The sequence below is a fragment of the Fannyhessea sp. C0108B2 genome (genome assembly GCF_056583915.1).
This window is the reverse complement of sequence record NZ_JBWPJQ010000001.1, coordinates 172,816-191,483: the sequence shown is the minus strand read 5'-3', so window position 1 is coordinate 191,483 and position 18,668 is coordinate 172,816. Positions and strand designations below refer to the sequence as shown.

Here is an 18,668-nt window from a genome sequence, read left to right as displayed (position 1 = left end):
GTCTGCGCCGCGTATTAACTCATAAAGCTCTCTTGAAAGGAACCATATGCGTATTGTAAGTGGAGTTTGGGCTGGTAAAGAGCTCATTACTTTGCAGGGACGAAACGTCACGCGTCCAACTACTTCGCGCTTGCGTGAGTCTATAGCGTCTATGGTTAAGCATGAGTTTGATTTGGACTTGGCTCGCGCGTACGTTTTGGATGCATTTGCAGGTTCAGGAGCTTTGGGTTTTGAGCTTATGTCGCAAGGTGCAGCATATTTGGCCTCTATCGAAAAAGATCGCAATGCTTTTAAGATTTTGCAAACCAACGCGCAAAACCTTGGATGCGAGCCAAAAACGTTTACGGCGTTGTACGGTGATTGCATGAATCACACCCTCATTGAGCGTATTAAGCACCCAATTAATTGTGTACTGCTTGATCCACCGTATGCCTATAAGCCAGATGAGGTATGTAAGCTTTTTGATGCATTAAGTTTGGCGCATGTGCTTGATTTGCATGCGCTTGTAGTCTACGAGCACGAAAAACATACCACACTTGAAAAAAGTATCCGCACCCACTTTGCCACGCTTGAGCTTGTGCGCGAGAAAACTCACGGTATTACGCAGGTAAGTCTTTTTCGTGTGTCTGCACATAATTTGTAGCAAACGTTTGTTGATATACGTGCAAATATTGATACACATAAAAAAAGGAGTGCTATGAATACAGAAATTTCTCATGTGGTAGTTCCTGGTACTTTTGACCCTATAACGCTTGGCCATCTTGATGTTATTCGCCGCGCACGAAAAATGTTTCCGCAGGTAAGTGTTGCTGTTGCGCTGTCAGCGCGCAAAAACGAAACGGGCGCTACCTTCTCGCTTGAACACCGTGTCGAGTTGGTGCGCGCCTCGCTTGACGAGGCACGTCTAAACGATGTAAACGTGTATCCGTTTGAAGGTCTGCTTGTTCAGTTTGTCAAGTCAATAGGTGCACAAGCTGTGGTAAAAGGCTTGCGTGCTATGACCGATTTTGAATACGAGCTGCAGCAATCCGACCTTAATACGCGTATGAATCCCGATATCGAATCCATTTACGTAATGAGTAACCCCAAGTACGGTTTTATTTCGTCCTCGGTTGTGCGCGAAATAGCAAGTATGGGTGCCGATGTAAGCATGATGGTGCCTGCATGCGTTTTACAACACTTGTATCATAAGTAGCGTAAGCTCGTGCAAGAGGGTAGTACGAAAGGGTAGTGCAAGAGGAACGTGCGAGATCTTGCGCGAAAACGCAGCGCGCGAGCTTGTATGAAAACGCCTCAATTTGCGTTCTTGGTTGTAAAGCTTATGGATCTGTATGCAATATGATAAAATCTCCCTTCGCTTTAAGCTTTTATCTGTTAAGATAAAAACGTATGGTCAAAAATGAAGTTAAAGTGAACCTATTGATCATTCATAGGATTGAAAGGAGCCCAGTATGCAGCCGGGTGAAGAAATCGAGAGCCTTGTTAATGAACTTGAGTCAATGGTAAGCGAAGCCAAAACACCGTTTGCTGCTGGTCAAGGTAAAAAAATCGTTGATGAAAACGATGTTTATGAAATTCTCGATGAGATTCGTCGTGTTTTTCCCCAAGAGTTTACTGACGCACGTCGTATTGTTAAAGAAGAAAACGAAACACTTGAACGCGCTCAGCAACAGGCTGACTCTATTGTTGCCGATGCTCAGCAACAGGCTATTATTTTAGCAAGTGACCAAGAGATTGTCCGTATTGCCCAACAAAAAGCCGAAGAAGTTAAAGCTCAGGCAGATCAATACGAACGTGACACGCGCTACAATGCAGAAGAATATGCCGATACCGTTTTAGCGCATCTAGAAGAAAATCTTAAATCCCTTACCAACTCTGTAACACGCGTGCGCCAAACGCTCAATGAAAACTCTGGTGACCGCAATCAATCTAATAACGTTTCGTGGTAATTGTATTCAAGCAGGTGTTTTAGGTACCTTATGAAAAAAACCGTTGCAATTTTAGATGATCGACTTTCGCAGCGTGGAAGCTCGGTGCATCTTACAGGTCATGTTGATGAAGATTCGTACGTATTGGGTGCGCACCATTTTGTGTTGCCCCAAGGCGTTGAGTATTCGCTTGATTTAACGAATGCTGGTCAAGGTATTTTTGTAACGGGTATCCTTTCGTGCACGGTTGAAGGCACCTGTGATCGCTGTCTTGACAAGGCAGTGTTTGCGCTTGAAGGCGAAGTTGACCAGTATTATCTATTTGAAGAGCCTGAGCAAACGCCCTTATCTTCTGATGAAGACGAACTCGATTTTGAGCTTGTGTCTGCTGATAACACACTTGATCTGACGCATGCGCTTGAATCGGTGTTACTCATGGAAACGCCTTACGTTATCTTATGTTCTGATGAATGCAAAGGTTTGTGTTCTGAGTGCGGTTGTAACCTTAATCACACACAATGTAGTTGTGACGAACGCTTGGCGCATAACGCGTCAGAAGAACCTCAATCTCATAATGCACAAGAGCTTGCTAAATTAAAGAAGCTGCTTTCTTCTTCTGATACCAAGTAGGAACGCGAGCTAACGCGTACAAACGCGTGCAAACGCGCGCCAACCAAGCACCAACTATTACAATCGCGCAGACAAGTGTCGCCTGTGCATCGTACGCGCGCCAACCAAGCACCAACTATTGCAATCGCGCAGACAAGTGTCGCCTGTGCATCGTACGCGCGCCAACATAGCGTACTCTTGTTAGTATGTTGCGCGCCTTAGTACGTGATAATTTTGTTATGTTTACTCATAAGACTTGTTTATATGGTGAGTACATGTAAAATTTCTGATGGTATAAGGAAATGTTAGGCGTATACCATATAAAACATGGTATAGTACATTCTTGCGTATTTTTAATAGATGCCGCTCAGGAGTTCATTCGCCTGACGCTATGATGTTTTAAGAGAGGTTAATGATGGCAGTTCCTAAGCAAAAAAAGGGTCGTGGCGCAACTCATACACGTCGTTCAGCAAACAGCAAGCTCGAAGCAGCAGCTCGTTCAGTATGTCCTCAGTGCAATGCTGTTAAGCTTCCACATCACGTTTGCTCTAACTGTGGCTACTACAAAGATCGCGAAGTAGTTGTTACCGAGTAATTTTGCACTAAAGCCTATGAGCAGGTCGGTCCTTACTCGGATCGGCCTTTCTTTTTTATGTGTTCAGTGCTTTTTATGTGTTTGAAAAAGTACCGTAACTCAAAGTTTGGAGTAGACCATGGTTACAGTTTGCGTTGATGCAATGGGTGGGGACGAGCCTAGTGATGTTGTTCTTGAAGGTATTCACCAGGCGCTTGTCAGTGACCCCGAGCTTCAGGTTCTTGTTGCAGGATTACCTGAAGTGGTAGAGCCTTTTTGTGCTACGCATGCACGTACACAGCCTTTGGTTTGCACGCAAACTATTGGTATGGAAGAGCATCCTGCTACTGCTGTTCGAACCAAGCGCGATTCCAGTATTGTGTGTAGTTGCCGTGCGGTAAAAGACGGTCGCGCACAGGGATTTTTTTCTGCTGGTTCAACGGGCGCAATTTTTACCGCAGCAACTTTGGAAATTGGTCGTATTCGTACTATTAAACGTCCAGCTATTGCCTATGCAGTTCCTGGATTAAGCGGTAAAAAAACAGTTTTTCTTGATCTTGGTGCCAATGCCGATGCACGTCCAGCTACGCTTGTACAGTTTGCTTATATGGGTCGTGCATATGCTCGTAATATTTTGCATGTTAAGGATCCATCTGTGGCACTTTTGTCCAATGGTACCGAGCCAACAAAAGGCTCCGAAGCAGTTATTGCAGCTCACAAAGCGCTTGCCGAGGCAGGCCCTTGGTTTAGCGGCAATTGTGAATCCTCTGATATCTTGGCAGGCAAGGTAGATGTTGTGGTAACCGATGGTTTTACGGGCAATGTTGTTCTTAAAATGATCGAGGGCACCGTTAAATATTTGTATACGCAGCTTAAAGGTCAAGCCGCTCAAAATATGGGATATGCGGTGGGTCTTTCTTTGGCAAAAGGTGCACTTAAACGTATCGCGGTTGATTTATCTGGAGAAGAACAAGGTGGTGCCATGCTTTTAGGACTTAAAGCACCGGTGCTCATAGGCCATGGTTCAACTTCGGTCGCAGCCATTAAGCATGGAACACTTGCATGTGCTCATGCAATAAGAAGCAATCTAGCCAGCAAAATTGCTTCTGATCTTGTCCGTGAATCTTAAATGTATATCGTGCTTTTAAGCATGTTTTTCTCGTTATTATCTATAAAATAGAATTTATAGTTTTAAGCTTTGCTAAACTAATTTTTTTAGCATACGTATTTTACAGGTAATAAGGAGATTTATATGGACTCATCTCAAGTTTTTGAGACGGTTACAAACATTATCAGTACCGAACTTGATGTTGATAAACAATCTTTAACTCCTCAAACAGAATTTAAGGATTTAGGTGCAGATTCATTTGATCTTCTATCGCTTATTACAGCTTTTGAAGACGAATTTGGCTCTACACTTAATGACGATATTTTACAAAATATAAAAACTATAAACGATGCGGTAGACGCTATTGTCAACGCGCAATAGGTACTAAAGAGGCTTTATATGTCTGTTGAAGCGCGAATTAAGCATGCGGAACAAATTATTGAATATACCTTTGAAAACAAAAAGCTCATTCAAGCTGCTATTACACATCCTTCTGCAGTAGAGGGGCTTCCTGTTTCTGCTTCGTATGAGCGCCTTGAGTTTTTAGGTGATTCAATTTTGGGAGCTATTGTTGCTACCGATATGTTCGAAAAATTTCCTGGTATGGATGAAGGTGCGCTTACACGCATGAAAATTTCACTGGTAAGCGGAAAAACACTTTCGATGGTTGCCGAGGAATTAGGCATAGGCCAATGTATCATCTTTGGTGACTCCGAAAAAGGTACGGGCGTGCGTGGATTTACCTCTGCCTTGGAAAATGTGTATGAATCGCTGGTTGGTGCACTTTATTTAGAAGCTGGCTACGAGCCTACGGTCAAATTTATTCGCCGTACTCTTACACCGTACATGGTGCCCGAACTTGCAAAGCATCCTATTTCGCCTAAGAGCCGTCTTCAAGAAGTTTGCCAAAAGCGTTTTCATATTGCGCCTGTGTATGAGCTTGAGGACGAAACAGGTCCAGCTCATGCTCCACAGTTTACCTCTGCTGTCTTTGTAGATGGTGAGTTGATGGGTAGGGGCACTGGCTCGTCCAAGAAAGAATCTCAAAGTATAGCGGCTCTGTCGGCTTTAGATAAGCTCGACGTTGATGATGAGGCATAGCGTCTTTTGTAAGCATAGCTAAGCTCGCAAACATGGCCTTTTTTAATGCGCTTTACCATTGTACGCGCACACGCTTTAAGCGTTATGCTACATTTGAGATACTGATCGTTGTGAGAGGTGTAGCTTGTGTATCTTAAGTCTTTAACGCTTAAAGGATTTAAGTCCTTTGCCGATAAAACCGAGATGATTTTTGACCCTGGCTTAACTGTTGTGGTGGGTCCTAATGGATCGGGCAAATCGAATGTATCCGATGCTATGCTGTGGGTCTTAGGCGAACAAGGTCCGCGTAACCTTCGCGCCCAAGCTATGGAAGATGTTATCTTTGCAGGCTCATCCAAGCGCGATGCCGTGAGCTTTGCCGAGGTAACGCTCGTACTTAATAATTCTGATCACACGCTTCCTATTGATTTTACCGATGTTGCTATTACGCGCCGTATGTATCGTTCGGGCGAAAGCGAATATCTCATCAATGGTGCTGCTGCCCGTTTGCGCGATATTAACGATATTCTGCATGATTCTGGACTTGGTAAAGAAACACATTCTATTATTTCGCAAGGAAAACTTGATGCTATTTTAGTTTCAAAGCCTCAAGATCGCCGTGATTTAATTGAAGAAGCTGCAGGTATTGCAAAGCATCGGCGGCGTAAAAAACTTGCCGAAAAAAAACTTGAGCTTATGGCAACTCACCTTAATCGGATAAAAGACGTTAAACGTGAGATCCATAAACAGCTGCTTCCCCTTGAAAAACAAATGGGCGTTGCCAACCGCGCGCGTGAGTTAACTTCTGTGTTACAGCGTAGTAAAACGATGTGTGCAGTAGACGATTTGTCGGCGCTTAAAGCTCGCTATGAGCAGCTTTCATCCGAGTTAAAAGAGGCAAATGCATCGGTTGAACTCCTAGAATTTAGAAAACAAGAGGCTCAAAAGTCGCTGGAATCGTATAGAGTGTTGCTTGAACAGAAAGGCTTGTTTGTAGGCGATTTAAGCGAACAACGTCGCCGTCTTCACGATATTGCTGGTCGTATGGATTCGGATATGCGTCTGCTTGAAGAAAAGGGCAAAAATATGGTGAAGCATTTAAGTGAACTTCGCCGTAACATGAGCGCGCAAGAACACACCAAGCAGGATTTGTTAAAAGAAAAACAGGAGCTCATGGATTCTCAAGCCGAGTCCAATGGTGAAATTGAGTTTTATCTTGGCTCACTTGCCGAAAAAGAGCCTCAACTTGCGTCAGCAAAATCTAAGCGCATGGAGTATTCTCGTACGTGCAACAGCTTAAATGACCAGGTAAAGCACGCTACGCGTCAGCGTGATGCCTTACAAATTTCTGTTGCTACTTTAGAAGAACGCTTAAAGCGGACTAAAACCGAGCGAGCACTTTTTTCTGAGCGTCTTGGTGAATTAGAAGATACCATTAAGCAAAACGAGCAAGCGCAATCTGCCCTCGATGAAAAAATGTCGGCAATACTTGCGCAACTTAAGGAAAAAACCGAAGAACTTTCTCAAAATCAGCATGTATTGGATGAGGCTTCTGCACAAAAAGCAGCAGCATCTACGCAAAAGGCAGAGCTTGATCGCAAACTCTTTAAGATTCGCGGCGAGCTTGTTGCTAAGACCTCACAAGTAGAGGCTGCTCAACATGCTTCGCAGCGCCTAAGCTATGTAAAAAAGACATTTTCGCCAGATATTCTAGCTACGTTTTTAGATGTGTGTCGTGTTCCAACCGAGTACGAAACGCTTGTAGAAGCCTATTTGTCTGACGTATTGTCTATGCTCATCGTCAAAGATACCAATACGGCATTACATATGATGACCTCGTGTTCTTCTCAAAAAGGACGCCTTGTTTTGTATCCAATGCCCACACTCACCGATACAGATGTACAAACAGCGCATGACAAGATTCGCACTACGTATGCTGAGTGTGGTACGTCGCTTTTTGACGCTTTGGATGTTAATGCTTCGTATAAAAGCATACTTTTTGCGCTTACGGGTACTGTGTTTTTTGCCGATACTTTGCAACATGCCTATGAGCTGCACAAAAAATATCCCGAACTTACCTTTATTTCAAAAGATGGCTCATGCTTATACGCCGATGGACGTTGTGTTTCGCTCATTCATACTGTTTCTGTCTCAATGCTTGCTCTTAAGCGAACCATCCGTTCGTTAAACGAGCAAGAAAAAGATATCCAAACTAAGCAAGATGCATGTGCTGCCACAATCTCCTCTCTTGATGAGCGCATATCTGCACTTTCAACTGAAGTGGCAACGCTTAGACAAACAACCGCCCAGCTCAACGGCGAATCGTCCTCGCTTGCGCGCGAACGTGAACGAATTCAAAAGAACCAGCAACTTACTCAAGAGCAGTTGAGTCGCCTTAAAACAAAACAGCAATCGTTTGAATCAGACGATAAACTCACGCGCGAAAAGCTTCAAAAACAAACGCATGAACTTAAAGAGGCTAGCGCTCAAGTTGAGAGCCTCCATGATACATATGAGGAAAGCGTGCAAAAACGTAACGAGACATCTCGCTTAGAGAATCGTCTTGAAAAAGAGGTGAGCGAGCTTAAACTTAAGCTTGCACGTGCGCAGGAGCGAAAAAACCATCGAGATGCACGTAGCACGCGTATTGATAAAGACCTTGCGCTTATTAGTCAAACCATAGGCGAGTACGAACAAAGTGCGTTTACGCTTGATCGTATGAGGTACCGTGTTGAGCCGCTGTATAATCTCTATCAACAGTTACTCGAGCTTGTTCAAGCGTGGTCGCAAAAGCTTAAAAGTTCAGCTACGCTTGCCGAGGCGGACTCTGCTTCTCTTAAGAAAACCGTTGCCGAAGCACGCACGCGCCTTGATAAGAGTTCTTCAGAGCTTGAACACGCAAAATCGCAGGAGTCCAATCTTCGTGTTGAACAAACGCGCCTTGAGGTTGAAGTTAAACATGCGCTTACGCAGATTACCGAATTTGGTTATTCGTTAGATGATGCGCTTGATTTACCTCATATTCAAGACAGAAGTATGTGTGAGCGTCAGATTGCTCATATTGAAGCCGAGCTTAATACTTTAGGACCCATTAATTCGGCTGCGCCCGAAAATTACGAAGCCACCAAAAAACGCTATGAGTATATCAGCTCACAAATTGAAGATCTTGAGTCCGCGCGTCAGTCGCTCAAAAAAATTACTCGTGCTATTGAACACAAAATGAAAGAACAATTTTTACAAACGTTTAAGCAGGTTAACCAAAACTTTGTACAAATTTTTTCCATTTTGTTCCCGGGCGGATCAGCGCATTTGGAGCTTTGCGATCAAGATTCGATCCAAGACGCTGGTTTAGAAATAATTGCACAACCACAAGGTAAAAAAATTCGCAATATGATGCTTATGAGCGGTGGCGAAAAATCCTTGTGTGCGCTTGCGCTGTTGTTTGCCGTGTATAAAACCCGTACCGTTCCATTTTATGTATTTGACGAAATTGAAGCAGCGCTTGATGATGCAAATCTTTCTAAGCTGTTACATGCCATTGAAGAGCTTAAGAAAACAACGCAACTTATTGTGATTTCTCATCAACGCAGAACAATGGAGGAAGCTGATGTGCTCTACGGTGTTTCGATGCATGCCGATGGAGTAAGCCACGTGGTAAGCCAGCGTTTACGTGACGCTTTGCAGACCGAGGGTATTTTGCATACTAACAAGTAAGAGGGGAATCACATGTTTAATTTTACTGAGCGATTAAAATCAGGACTTGCTCGTTCGCGTGAAGCGTTGAGTGAAATTTTCTATATGGGCGCCTGCGTTGATGATGACTTTTGGGATGATTTGGAAGATCGTTTGGTTATGGCAGATGTAGGCGCAGAGCTTACTGCGCGCATCTGCGATGATCTTCGTGATTTAGCTGCTCAAAAGGGGTATACACAAGCTGCTCAAATTCAACAAGCGCTGATTGATCGTCTTGCACAAGAGTTTTATACCATCGATTACGACATGTTTTCAACCTTTCCTGGCTGCATCGTATTTGTAGGTATTAACGGAGCAGGTAAAACTACCACAGTTGGAAAACTTGCCTTTGTATGCAAAGAATCGGGTCATTCGTGTTTGATTGGCGGAGCCGATACCTTTAGAGCAGCCGCCATTGAGCAGCTTGATGTGTGGGGTAAGCGCGCAGGCGTGCGCGTGGTAACGCGCGAACGAGGGAGCGATCCTGCTAGTATTTGTTATGACGTGCTTGAAGAAGCGGCTGCGCAATCAACCGATTTGGTTCTTATTGATACAGCAGGGAGGCTTCATACCTCAATTGACTTAATGAAAGAACTCCAAAAAGTTGTTGCGATCTCGCGCAAACGTGCCTCTATGCCCGTAAAAATTGTACTCGTGTTGGATGCAACCTGTGGCCAAAATGGACTTGTTCAGGCACAACAGTTTCATGAATCGTTGAGTTTAGATGGTATTATAGTTACTAAGTTAGATGGCACTGCAAAAGGTGGCATTGCACTGCGCATTTCTCACGATCTTAAGCTGCCTATTGTTCGTTGTGGTGTTGGCGAGCAGATTGAGGATTTGCAGAGGTTTGATCCATACGAATTTTGCGCTGCTTTAGTCGGTACAAGCGAAGGGGAAAAATAGTGTTTAGTAACCTTTCAGATAGATTACAAGAAACGTTTGCGCATTTGCGCGGTAAAGGCATGTTGAGCGAGCGTGATATCAATGATGCTATGAGAGAAATACGCATGGCATTGCTTGAGGCCGATGTTAACTATCGTGTTGTAAAAGATTTTGTTGCAACATGCAAAGAAAAATGCTTAACGGCCGATATATTGCAATCGTTGAGTGCAGCTCAAAATGTTGTTGCGGTTGTTTTGGAAGAGCTTACCGCGCTTTTAGGTACTACCGAATCAAAACTCACTTTTTCACCGCATCGAACCCCTCATGTTATTATGCTTTGTGGTCTTCAGGGCTCAGGTAAAACTACGGCCGCAGCAAAGCTTGCTTATTTGCTTAAAAGTCAAGGTCATGCTCCCTTACTTGCAGCATGTGATACACATCGTCCAGCTGCTGCCGACCAATTGCAAACGCTTGGCGAAGAAATTGGTGTTCGTGTGTACAGAGGCGACGGAGCAAATGCAATACGTGTAGCTCAAGAGGCAGTTCAAGATGCCATAGACAATCTTAAAGACGTTGTCATTGTTGATACGGCTGGTCGTTTGCAAATTGACGAAGAAATGATGCAAGAAGCCATAGATATTAAACATGCTGTTAAGCCCGAACAAATTTTGATGGTCGTAGACGCTATGGCAGGTCAAGACATTGTAAACGTTGTTCAAGAGTTTTCTAAACGTCTTGATTTTGACGGCGTTATCATGTCTAAACTCGATGGTGATGCACGTGGCGGTGGCGCCTTATCGGTTAGAGAAGTAACTGGTAAACCCATTAAATTTGTTTCTATGGGAGAAAAACCATCATCACTTGAGGTGTTTCATCCCGATCGCATGGCAAAACGTATCTTGGGTATGGGCGATGTTGTTGGTATTATCGAACAAGCTCAAAAAGTTGCTCAAAAGTCTGATTACGAGCAAGCCGAACGCATGCTGCGTGAGGGCTTTACTATGAATGACATGCTTGATCAAATGCATCAGATTTCAAAAATGGGCGGCATTAAAAAGATTATTTCGTCGCTTCCTGGTGGCGATAAAGCACTGCGCCAAGCCGGAGATACCATGGGCGAAACTCAAATCAAACAGATCGAAGCAATTATTTATTCGATGACAAAACAAGAGAGACTGCGTCCAAAAATTATCAACGGTCAGCGCAGACGCCGTATTGCAGAAGGTAGCGGAAGAACTGTTCAAGAGGTTAACCAGCTGCTTCGTCAATGGGGCGAAATGAATAAGATGATGAGCAAAATGCGTCAACTTACCCAAGGTGGCGCAGGTGCCAAGCGCGGATTGCGTCAGATGAAAGATATGATGCGCCAGATGGGCGTCTCATCTGGTGGAGCTAATCCCTTTGGCGCGCCGGGTATGGGTGGATCTTTGCCCAATTTAGGAAATTTTGGTGGTATGGGCTCTACCAAGAATCCTTTTGGTAATGGCAAGTTTCCCTTTTAGAATTGCGTTTATGCACCATGAATATTCAACGCGTTACCAATCTTGAAGGCCAAGCGCTTGCTCCTTATGTCAGCCTTTCAAATCGTGAGCTTAAAAACATTGCTCATCCAGGGGATTCTTTTGTCATTTGCGAATCACTTTTGGTGCTACAAACTGTTTTTGAGTTGCATGTAGAGGTTGTATCTGTGCTTGTATGGGATAAGCATTTAAGCAATCTTGAGCGCAGTATCTCGCCTGCAGCTTTAGGCGATGTGCCTATATACGTGGCATCTCATGAGCTTTTGTCTAAGCTTGTAGGTTTTAATGTATGTCGTGGATATTATGCATGCGTACGTAGACCTTCGCTTTTGTCCAGTGCCGCCGTTGATTGGCACTCTTATACGCGTATTGCTGTGGTGGAAGACTTATGCGATGTGTCAAATCTTGGTGCGCTTATACGTAACGCTTGCGCGCTAGGTATTGATGCCGTGGTGTGTTCGCCCACCTGCGCCGATCCATTTAACAGGCGTTGTGTGCGTACTTCTATGGGAACGGTGTTTAGATTACCAATCATACAGGCTAATTCTAACTGGCCTTATGACGTGTTTTCTTGCCTTTCAGCTGCAGATTATACGGTTTTTGGTGCTGCATTACGCAAAGACGCCTTAAATGTGCGCGATGTCGATTTTTCGCATTATAAGCGTTGTGCGCTTTGTTTTGGTAACGAATCAAAAGGACTTTCAACACCTGTTATCGATGCATGTGATCAGCTGGTTATGATACCAATGAAACATGGTGTTGATTCGCTTAACGTTGCTGCGTCATCGGCTGTTTTATTTTGGGATATGTGCTCTTAAACATACGCTATGAGCTATGCTTACTGCCAAGTTTTTCTGCAAGTGCACAAATTGCCTGCTTATAGCCGTCTATACCTTCACCGATAATACTTTTAAAACACGCCGCGCGTATGTAGGAAATTTTGCGAAACTCGTCGCGCTCATCTATGTTTGTAATGTGCACCTCAACTGTTGGAATATTTACGGCTTTAAGCGCATCAAGAAGTGCGATAGATGTGTGCGTATAGGCACCAGGGTTAAATACAATACCTTGATAGTTCCCATATGCCTGCTGAATCATATCTACAAGATCGCCTTCGTGGTTAGATTGATAACATGTGCACGACGCAAAGCCAAGCTCTTTTGCTGTGTGTTTGCACAACTGAATAAGCTGCTCATATGAGCTACGACCATAGAGCGTAGGTTCTCGTATACCAAGCATATTAATGTTGGGCCCATTCAAAATTAAAATATGATAGGGAAGTAGTGCTTCAGTGGCACAGGTCTTATGATCCTTGAACTCACGTGTGCTTACCTTTTCACCAGACGCTATGGTATGCGTTTTCTTTTGTTGTTTTCCATCTGCATTGCTGGTATGCAAAGCTTTTCTATGTGCAATTTTATTAAGCGAAATTTTTTTATCGTTTTCAAGCAACAGTTTAGTAAGTTCTTCGGCTTCACTTGTCATACGGTTTACATGGTGTGGGTCAAAGGTGGTTTGATGAAGCATAGGTTTAAGTTGCTGTGCCTGTGTTCTTTGAACAGACGCTTTAGGATTGCTTATCTGAACTTTGAGAGCTTCAGAATTATCAAGGGTTGCACCAACACGCGCGCGTGTACGGATCTCAAAATTATTAGAAAGTCCTGTCAAGCGAGAGAAAGACTCAAAAATTGCTTGTACAAGCGTTGGCCGACATACAATCTCTATGCCGTGATCGCCAAGTTTGAGGCTTCCTAAAACGCCTGATATATCGTTAAGACCTGCTTCATCAACCAATGAAGGTTTGATGATTTGTATACGAAGACGAGTCATACACAATGCATTGCTTTGAATGTTACCAGTGCCACCTAAACACGCAATAATTGAGGCAGCTATTTCTTCATTGGTCACGATATACCCCGTTTGTTAGAACGCAAAAGCTTGTTGCTACTTTACGTTTAATCTTCTCATGTTTGCTTGACTTAGCAAGATTTTTATACGCCAGCGCGCAAAATAAAAGGCTTAACGTAGGTTAAGTCTTTTAGAAGCGCAAAAGTTCATGCTCCGCGCACACCTTCACAGAGGATACGTAAGCTTGATGTAGAAAACCCCATAGTGCTTTTACGCAATATCCAGTCGACTGATCAGTGCTTGGGCATCTTTTTGTGCAGAGCCTAAACAATTATGCACAACATCGGCCCAACGTTCGTACGCTTCTTTACGTTCTTCATAAAGTTGCTGTAATCCCTTTGCTTGCGATAATGGACGATCCTTCACTGAAAGCGAGGTTAAGGGGCGTGTGAGATACACAATCACAGAATTTTGGTGAAGGTATTGGTAATTACTATCTCTACATACAATTCCGCCACCACACGAAATAATCAAACCGCTTTGTTTGCTATAGGTTTCAAGAAGCTCAGACTCTTTCTCTCTAAATGCTTGTTCACCTGCGGATTTGAGAAAATCGGCAGGACGCGTATGCCAGTGTTGCTCAAATTCTTCGTCTAAGTCTACAAACTCACGTCCTGTAGAGGCACTTATACAACGCGCACAAGAAGTTTTTCCAACGCCTGGCATACCAATAAAGGCAATATTTTTTTGTTGATGCATAAGCTTGGTGCTTATACGTGTAATGACCTTTGTATCTATGCGTGTATTTTGGAAGTATTCCGAAGACTTTGCGGCTTGTGCTACCAACATAGGAAGTCCTGTTTGGTAGGGGATATGAAGGCGCTCGGCATTAAGGCAAATTCCTGTAATACTGGGATTATAGACCACATCGATAACGCCTTTGAGCTGAGAGAATTTTGCAAGTCCACCTGTGTCTATCAACGAAGCAGGACAGTTGGGATACATACCAACAGGTGTTGCGCCAACAATAAGCACTGCGTTGGGCACGCGCTCATACATGGTTTGGTAGGTAAGCTCGCCCTCGCGATCTACCACATGAATACAAGCATTATAGGCGCGCAAGGCCTCCTGAACGGCTTGAGAAGCGCCTCCTGCTCCTAATACCAAGACGTCGCGCTGAGCAATGACGTCTTCTACGCTGCTTTTGAGCTGCGTTGTACAAAAATGTTCAAGTAACCACGAAAAACCATACACATCGGTGTTATATGCATATACGCATCCGTCTCTTTTTACGAGCGTGTTAGCAACACCTAAACGACATGCAAGCTCGTCGGCTTTATCTGCACACTCATACGCAGCGCGTTTATATGGAATGGTAACGTTTATACCATCCCAGTTTCCATGAGTTATGAAGTCTTCAACTTCATGTGGCTCTTTTTCAAAATAGCTATATGGATATGAGCCAAGCTCTTTATGAATTACATCCGACCAGCTATGTTTAAGCGTTTGCCCCAACAGACCATAAATTTTTGTTGTATTTTGAGCCATTTTTATATAACCTCCGTATAGCTACCCAAGTAGCGAACCTCAACACATTCTTGCGTAAGTGTTTCCATAAGGCGAGGAAACTCTGGAGCTAAAGGTGAGCACGAAATATCAAAATAGAACATAAACTCAAAGTCGTGGTTGGGGATTGGTCTACTTTCCAATTTTATAATATTGATGCCCAAGGTATAAAACGTTGCAAGAATTTTGTATAAACTTCCCGGTTTATGCGACGCTATCAGCATAAGCGATGTGCGATCTGCTCCTGGGAAAATTTCGAGGTTTCGTGCGATACACGCAAAGCGCGTGTAGTTGTTGCTGCTATCTTGGACATCTTCTTTAAGCACGTCTAAACCATAAATTTCCGCACAGTTTTTACTTGCAAGTGCGGCACAGTTTGAATCTGGTGACGATGCCACCATTTGCGCAGCAACAGCGGTATTTTTTACCGTGTGAATTTCAACATGCTTGAGCGTATCAATAAAATGAGAAGACTGTGCAAGTGCTTGTTCGTGGCTATAGATGTGTTTAATAGTTTCAAGCGTACTTCCAGCTTTTGCCAAAAGATTGTGCTCAATTTTAAGCCTGCATGTTCTTACAATTGAGAATTGATAGCGGTGCATAAGCTCAAACACCTGGTTAACCGACCCTGCATAGCTGTTTTCTATAGGTATTACTCCATAGGTACATACGCCGTCTTCTATTGATTGAAACACGTCTTCAAAATGCGGATAGTAGTTAAGTGTTGCATGCTTGAACAGCTTATCTGCTGCAAGCTGCTGATAAGCCCCTTCAATTCCTTGGCAACTTACATGAGCAAACGCAGGAAACAATTGGTTGGAGTTTTTCTGTATGGCCTTGGTTATGCGCATAAGCTCTGATGTTTCGGAGTTCATATGCGTATATTCACGTATTTTTGCAATGTGCATAATAATCTGAAACAGTGTTTGCATGGGCTCGATAAGATCTTGCGGAGTCATGGCGGCAATGCGCTCCAGCACACGGCGCTCGCGATTGCTATCAAGCACAGCTAAACCGTGTTCCTTTTTGTAGGCAGCAATGGCTTGTACGCAGTCTAAACGTTGCGTTATGAGCTGCACAAGCTTAGTATCTATTGCGTCAATTTGATCTCTTTGTGCAGTGAGTGTATCGTCGTTTGCCTTCATATGATCCTTCTATGCGTTGTTGTTGAGCGTGCTCGTACCTGCAGGATAGCTTATAAGAGCGTCAAGTGTTACCAGTGCGCACACTGCCTCTACTACCACGCACGCGCGCGGTACAATACAAGGATCGTGACGCCCGTGGATTGCTAAATCTACTTCTTTGCCATTTTGCGTATCTACCGAATGTTGCAGACGCGCAATACTAGGCGTTGGCTTAATGCCTACGTGCACCAATATAGGATTTCCCGTACTTATGCCACCTAACATACCTCCAGCAAAATTAGTATGAGTTACCACGTGCTTATGCGTTTCATCCCAAAAATATGCATCGTTATGCATAGAGCCGCGCATAGTAGAAGCCCCAAATCCTTTTCCAAATTCAACGCCTTTAACTGCAGGTATGCCAAATAACGCCCGTGCGTACATGTTCTCAAGTCCGTCGAACATGGGTGAGCCCACGCCTTCGGGTACCCCACATACTACGCACTCAATACTTCCACCTATGGAGTCTTTATCGCGATGTACGGCTTCAATGAGTTCTTGCATATGATGAGCCGTGTCTGCATTAAGGGTGCTGAGGTTTTGCTTGTGCGTTTGGTAGCTTTGTGTGTGAAGCTCCTCTAAATGGCGTAGCTGGTTTGCAAGCGTCTGTTGACCGTTTTCTGTGGTATCAAAGGCACAAAAGCTCGTATCGTATACATCACCAACTGATGATATATGGGCATATACACGTATGCCTTTTGAGTTTAAGTATTGCTTTGCCAGCGCGCCTGCAATACATAAAGGAGCGGTAAGTCTTCCCGAAAAATGTCCGCCACCGTAGATATCTTGTACACCCTTCCATTTTTGATCGGCCGAAAAATCGGCGTGTCCTGGGCGATAGATATGTTCAAGTGGTTTATAAGCGCTTGCGCGTGTATTGGTATTAGCTATAAAAGCACATATTGGGGCGCCGCATGTTTGATCTGATTTATTAAGTCCGCTTACAAAATGTATCTCATCGGCTTCTTGACGAGGTGTTGACCACGGAGCGCTTCCTGGTTTTCTGCGTGCGGAAAACTTGGCAAGAAGTTCTCTATCAAGCTTCATACCAGCAGGAAAGCCGTTAATAACGCATCCGATAGCTTCGCTGTGTGATTGTCCAAATACCGAAACAGTCAGTGTTGTTCCAAATTGAGAAGGCATTAGTCATCCTTTGTTTCTAGATATCCACCTAACTGTACAAAATCTTCAAAGAAGGTTGGATATGATTTTCGCACGCATTCGGCGCCATATATCGTAGTAGGGTGTTGAGCATACGCAGCTGCTATGGTTGCCATCATGGCAATTCTGTGATCGCGAAAACACTCAACTTCGCCACCGTCAAGCATACCGTGGCCATGAATGTAGATGGTATCAGCGTCAGAGCTTATATCTGCACCCATGTTTTGCAGGGTTGTGGTTATGCTTAAAATTCTATCGGACTCTTTAAGCCGCAAACGCGATGCATGCGTAAGTTTGGTGGTTCCGTTTGCAAAACATGCAAGTGCCGCTAAAGGCGGTGCTAAATCAACTATATCGTCAAGTGGAAGCGTTGCAGGTCTGAGTGCCTTTGAGCCAACTTCGATATACGATGCAGTTTTTTGTGTACGCGCACCAAAAGCTGCCAAACACGCCAGAATTGCTTTATCACCTTGTGAAGATGTAAGTGAAAGCCCACTCATGCGCAAAGGATTACCCAAAGCTGCTGCACATAACCAAAAACCCGCTCCCGACCAATCGCCTTCAACGGTTAAAGACTGTCGTGGCAAGGACAGTGTTTGTTTATCTACACTAAAACGTATAAACTCCTGCCCTTGTTCATCGTGCTCTTGCGTTTGTGCTACATTGATTCCAAACTGTTGAAGCGCATCAATTGTCATCTTTACATATGATTTTGACTCGAACGGCTTTGAAACGATAATTTCTAGATGAAGGTGTGCAATTCCTGCTGCCAGTAAGAGTCCGCTTATATATTGTGACGAAACGTTACCTGGTATATGAAACACACCGCCTGAGAGCTTTCCTTTTATTTCTAAGGGAAACGCTCCTTGTTCGGATAAGAAGCACCCGTGAGCACAAAGTTCAGAATACAAAGGCTCAAGGGGGCGCGTAGCTAGTCTTCCTTGACCAACAAAATATGCATGCTTTCCAAGCGCAGCAACTACGGGAAGCATAAACCTAAGTGTTGAACCAGATTCACCACAATTGAGGATGACTGGGGTATCACCTGTTGCGCTTAAGTTATCTGTGAATGCAGCTTTGGCATCTGCGAGAGAGCTTTGACTTGCAAAAAACATGCCGCGCACACGATACCCTAAGGTGGTACGAGTAATACATGCACCAAGCGCTTCTAAGCACTCAATGGTTGCTTGTATATCATCTGAGGTACTTGAGCAATTTATATCTACAATCGCAGATGTTGAGGCAGCTAAAATAAGAAGTCTGTGTGCCATCGACTTAGACGCTATTGCACTTACGGTACCTTGTAAACCATGCGGTTGAATAACTACATTCATGTAAACCTCGAACTTTTATCAATTTTCATTCATTACATCATACTCGATTTGTAGCCATTTTTGACCGCGTAATTGTTGTTGATAAGAGTATCTAAGACGCGGACATTTTGCGCCGCTTTGTAAGCTGAGACGCATAAGT

Annotated in this window: 17 protein-coding genes; 12 read left to right on the top strand and 5 right to left on the bottom strand. The window is 43.9% G+C overall.

The window, feature by feature from the left end:
- Positions 1–46: 46 nt before the first annotated feature.
- The 12 genes from AC1DBT_RS00875 (at position 47) to AC1DBT_RS00820 (ending at position 12,254) form a co-directional block, all read left to right on the top strand.
- The gene (locus tag AC1DBT_RS00875) at positions 47–643 is read left to right on the top strand and encodes an RsmD family RNA methyltransferase (RefSeq protein ID WP_480018223.1); all 597 of its coding nucleotides are present in this window, start codon (positions 47–49) and stop codon (positions 641–643) included.
- Between the two features lie 54 nt (positions 644–697).
- Entirely contained in the window at positions 698–1,195 is a 498-nt protein-coding gene (coaD, locus tag AC1DBT_RS00870) for a pantetheine-phosphate adenylyltransferase (RefSeq protein ID WP_480018222.1), read from the top strand.
- A gap of 256 nt (positions 1,196–1,451) precedes the next feature.
- Positions 1,452–1,949: a hypothetical protein gene (locus tag AC1DBT_RS00865; protein WP_048597088.1), complete on the top strand. Its 498-nt coding sequence runs from the start codon at positions 1,452–1,454 to the stop codon at positions 1,947–1,949.
- A 30-nt stretch (positions 1,950–1,979) separates the two neighbouring features.
- Positions 1,980–2,558 carry a YceD family protein gene (locus AC1DBT_RS00860; protein WP_480018221.1) on the top strand — a complete coding sequence of 193 codons (579 nt, stop codon included), beginning with the start codon at positions 1,980–1,982 and terminating at the stop codon, positions 2,556–2,558.
- Between the two features lie 394 nt (positions 2,559–2,952).
- A complete protein-coding gene (gene rpmF, locus AC1DBT_RS00855) occupies positions 2,953–3,132 on the top strand; it encodes a 50S ribosomal protein L32 (RefSeq protein WP_006303036.1) in 180 nt (59 codons plus the stop codon).
- Positions 3,133–3,250: 118 nt separating this feature from the next.
- Entirely contained in the window at positions 3,251–4,240 is a 990-nt protein-coding gene (plsX, locus tag AC1DBT_RS00850; RefSeq protein ID WP_420027370.1) for a phosphate acyltransferase PlsX, read from the top strand.
- Positions 4,241–4,363: 123 nt separating this feature from the next.
- Complete coding sequence (locus AC1DBT_RS00845) at positions 4,364–4,600, top strand: acyl carrier protein (RefSeq protein ID WP_006303034.1); 237 nt, start codon at positions 4,364–4,366, stop codon at positions 4,598–4,600.
- A gap of 18 nt (positions 4,601–4,618) precedes the next feature.
- Positions 4,619–5,320, top strand: coding sequence for a ribonuclease III (rnc, locus tag AC1DBT_RS00840; RefSeq protein ID WP_303870513.1), 702 nt, complete (start codon positions 4,619–4,621; stop codon positions 5,318–5,320).
- A gap of 126 nt (positions 5,321–5,446) precedes the next feature.
- Complete coding sequence (gene smc, locus AC1DBT_RS00835; protein ID WP_480018220.1) at positions 5,447–9,013, top strand: chromosome segregation protein SMC; 3,567 nt, start codon at positions 5,447–5,449, stop codon at positions 9,011–9,013.
- A gap of 12 nt (positions 9,014–9,025) precedes the next feature.
- The gene (gene ftsY, locus AC1DBT_RS00830; RefSeq protein WP_480018219.1) at positions 9,026–9,937 is read left to right on the top strand and encodes a signal recognition particle-docking protein FtsY; all 912 of its coding nucleotides are present in this window, start codon (positions 9,026–9,028) and stop codon (positions 9,935–9,937) included.
- Positions 9,937–11,418, top strand: coding sequence for a signal recognition particle protein (ffh, locus tag AC1DBT_RS00825; RefSeq protein WP_480018218.1), 1,482 nt, complete (start codon positions 9,937–9,939; stop codon positions 11,416–11,418). Before ftsY ends, ffh begins: the two co-directional genes overlap by 1 nt.
- A gap of 17 nt (positions 11,419–11,435) precedes the next feature.
- The gene (locus AC1DBT_RS00820) at positions 11,436–12,254 is read left to right on the top strand and encodes a TrmH family RNA methyltransferase (RefSeq protein ID WP_480018217.1); all 819 of its coding nucleotides are present in this window, start codon (positions 11,436–11,438) and stop codon (positions 12,252–12,254) included.
- A 7-nt stretch (positions 12,255–12,261) separates the two neighbouring features.
- Here the strand turns inward: AC1DBT_RS00820 and aroQ are convergent, their stop codons facing one another.
- From aroQ to aroA, 5 genes are all read right to left on the bottom strand, one after another.
- On the bottom strand, positions 12,262–13,344 hold the full coding sequence (gene aroQ / locus AC1DBT_RS00815; RefSeq protein WP_480018216.1) for a type II 3-dehydroquinate dehydratase: 1,083 nt from the start codon (positions 13,342–13,344) through the stop codon (positions 12,262–12,264).
- Between the two features lie 210 nt (positions 13,345–13,554).
- Positions 13,555–14,832 carry a shikimate kinase gene (locus AC1DBT_RS00810; RefSeq protein ID WP_480018215.1) on the bottom strand — a complete coding sequence of 426 codons (1,278 nt, stop codon included), beginning with the start codon at positions 14,830–14,832 and terminating at the stop codon, positions 13,555–13,557.
- Between the two features lie 2 nt (positions 14,833–14,834).
- Positions 14,835–15,995 (bottom strand): bifunctional chorismate mutase/prephenate dehydratase, encoded by a 1,161-nt coding sequence (locus AC1DBT_RS00805; RefSeq protein WP_480018214.1) that lies wholly within the window; start codon positions 15,993–15,995, stop codon positions 14,835–14,837.
- Positions 15,996–16,004: 9 nt separating this feature from the next.
- On the bottom strand, positions 16,005–17,177 hold the full coding sequence (aroC, locus tag AC1DBT_RS00800) for a chorismate synthase (RefSeq protein WP_480018213.1): 1,173 nt from the start codon (positions 17,175–17,177) through the stop codon (positions 16,005–16,007).
- Positions 17,177–18,529 (bottom strand): 3-phosphoshikimate 1-carboxyvinyltransferase, encoded by a 1,353-nt coding sequence (gene aroA / locus AC1DBT_RS00795; RefSeq protein WP_480018212.1) that lies wholly within the window; start codon positions 18,527–18,529, stop codon positions 17,177–17,179. Before aroA ends, aroC begins: the two co-directional genes overlap by 1 nt.
- Positions 18,530–18,668: the final 139 nt, after the last annotated feature.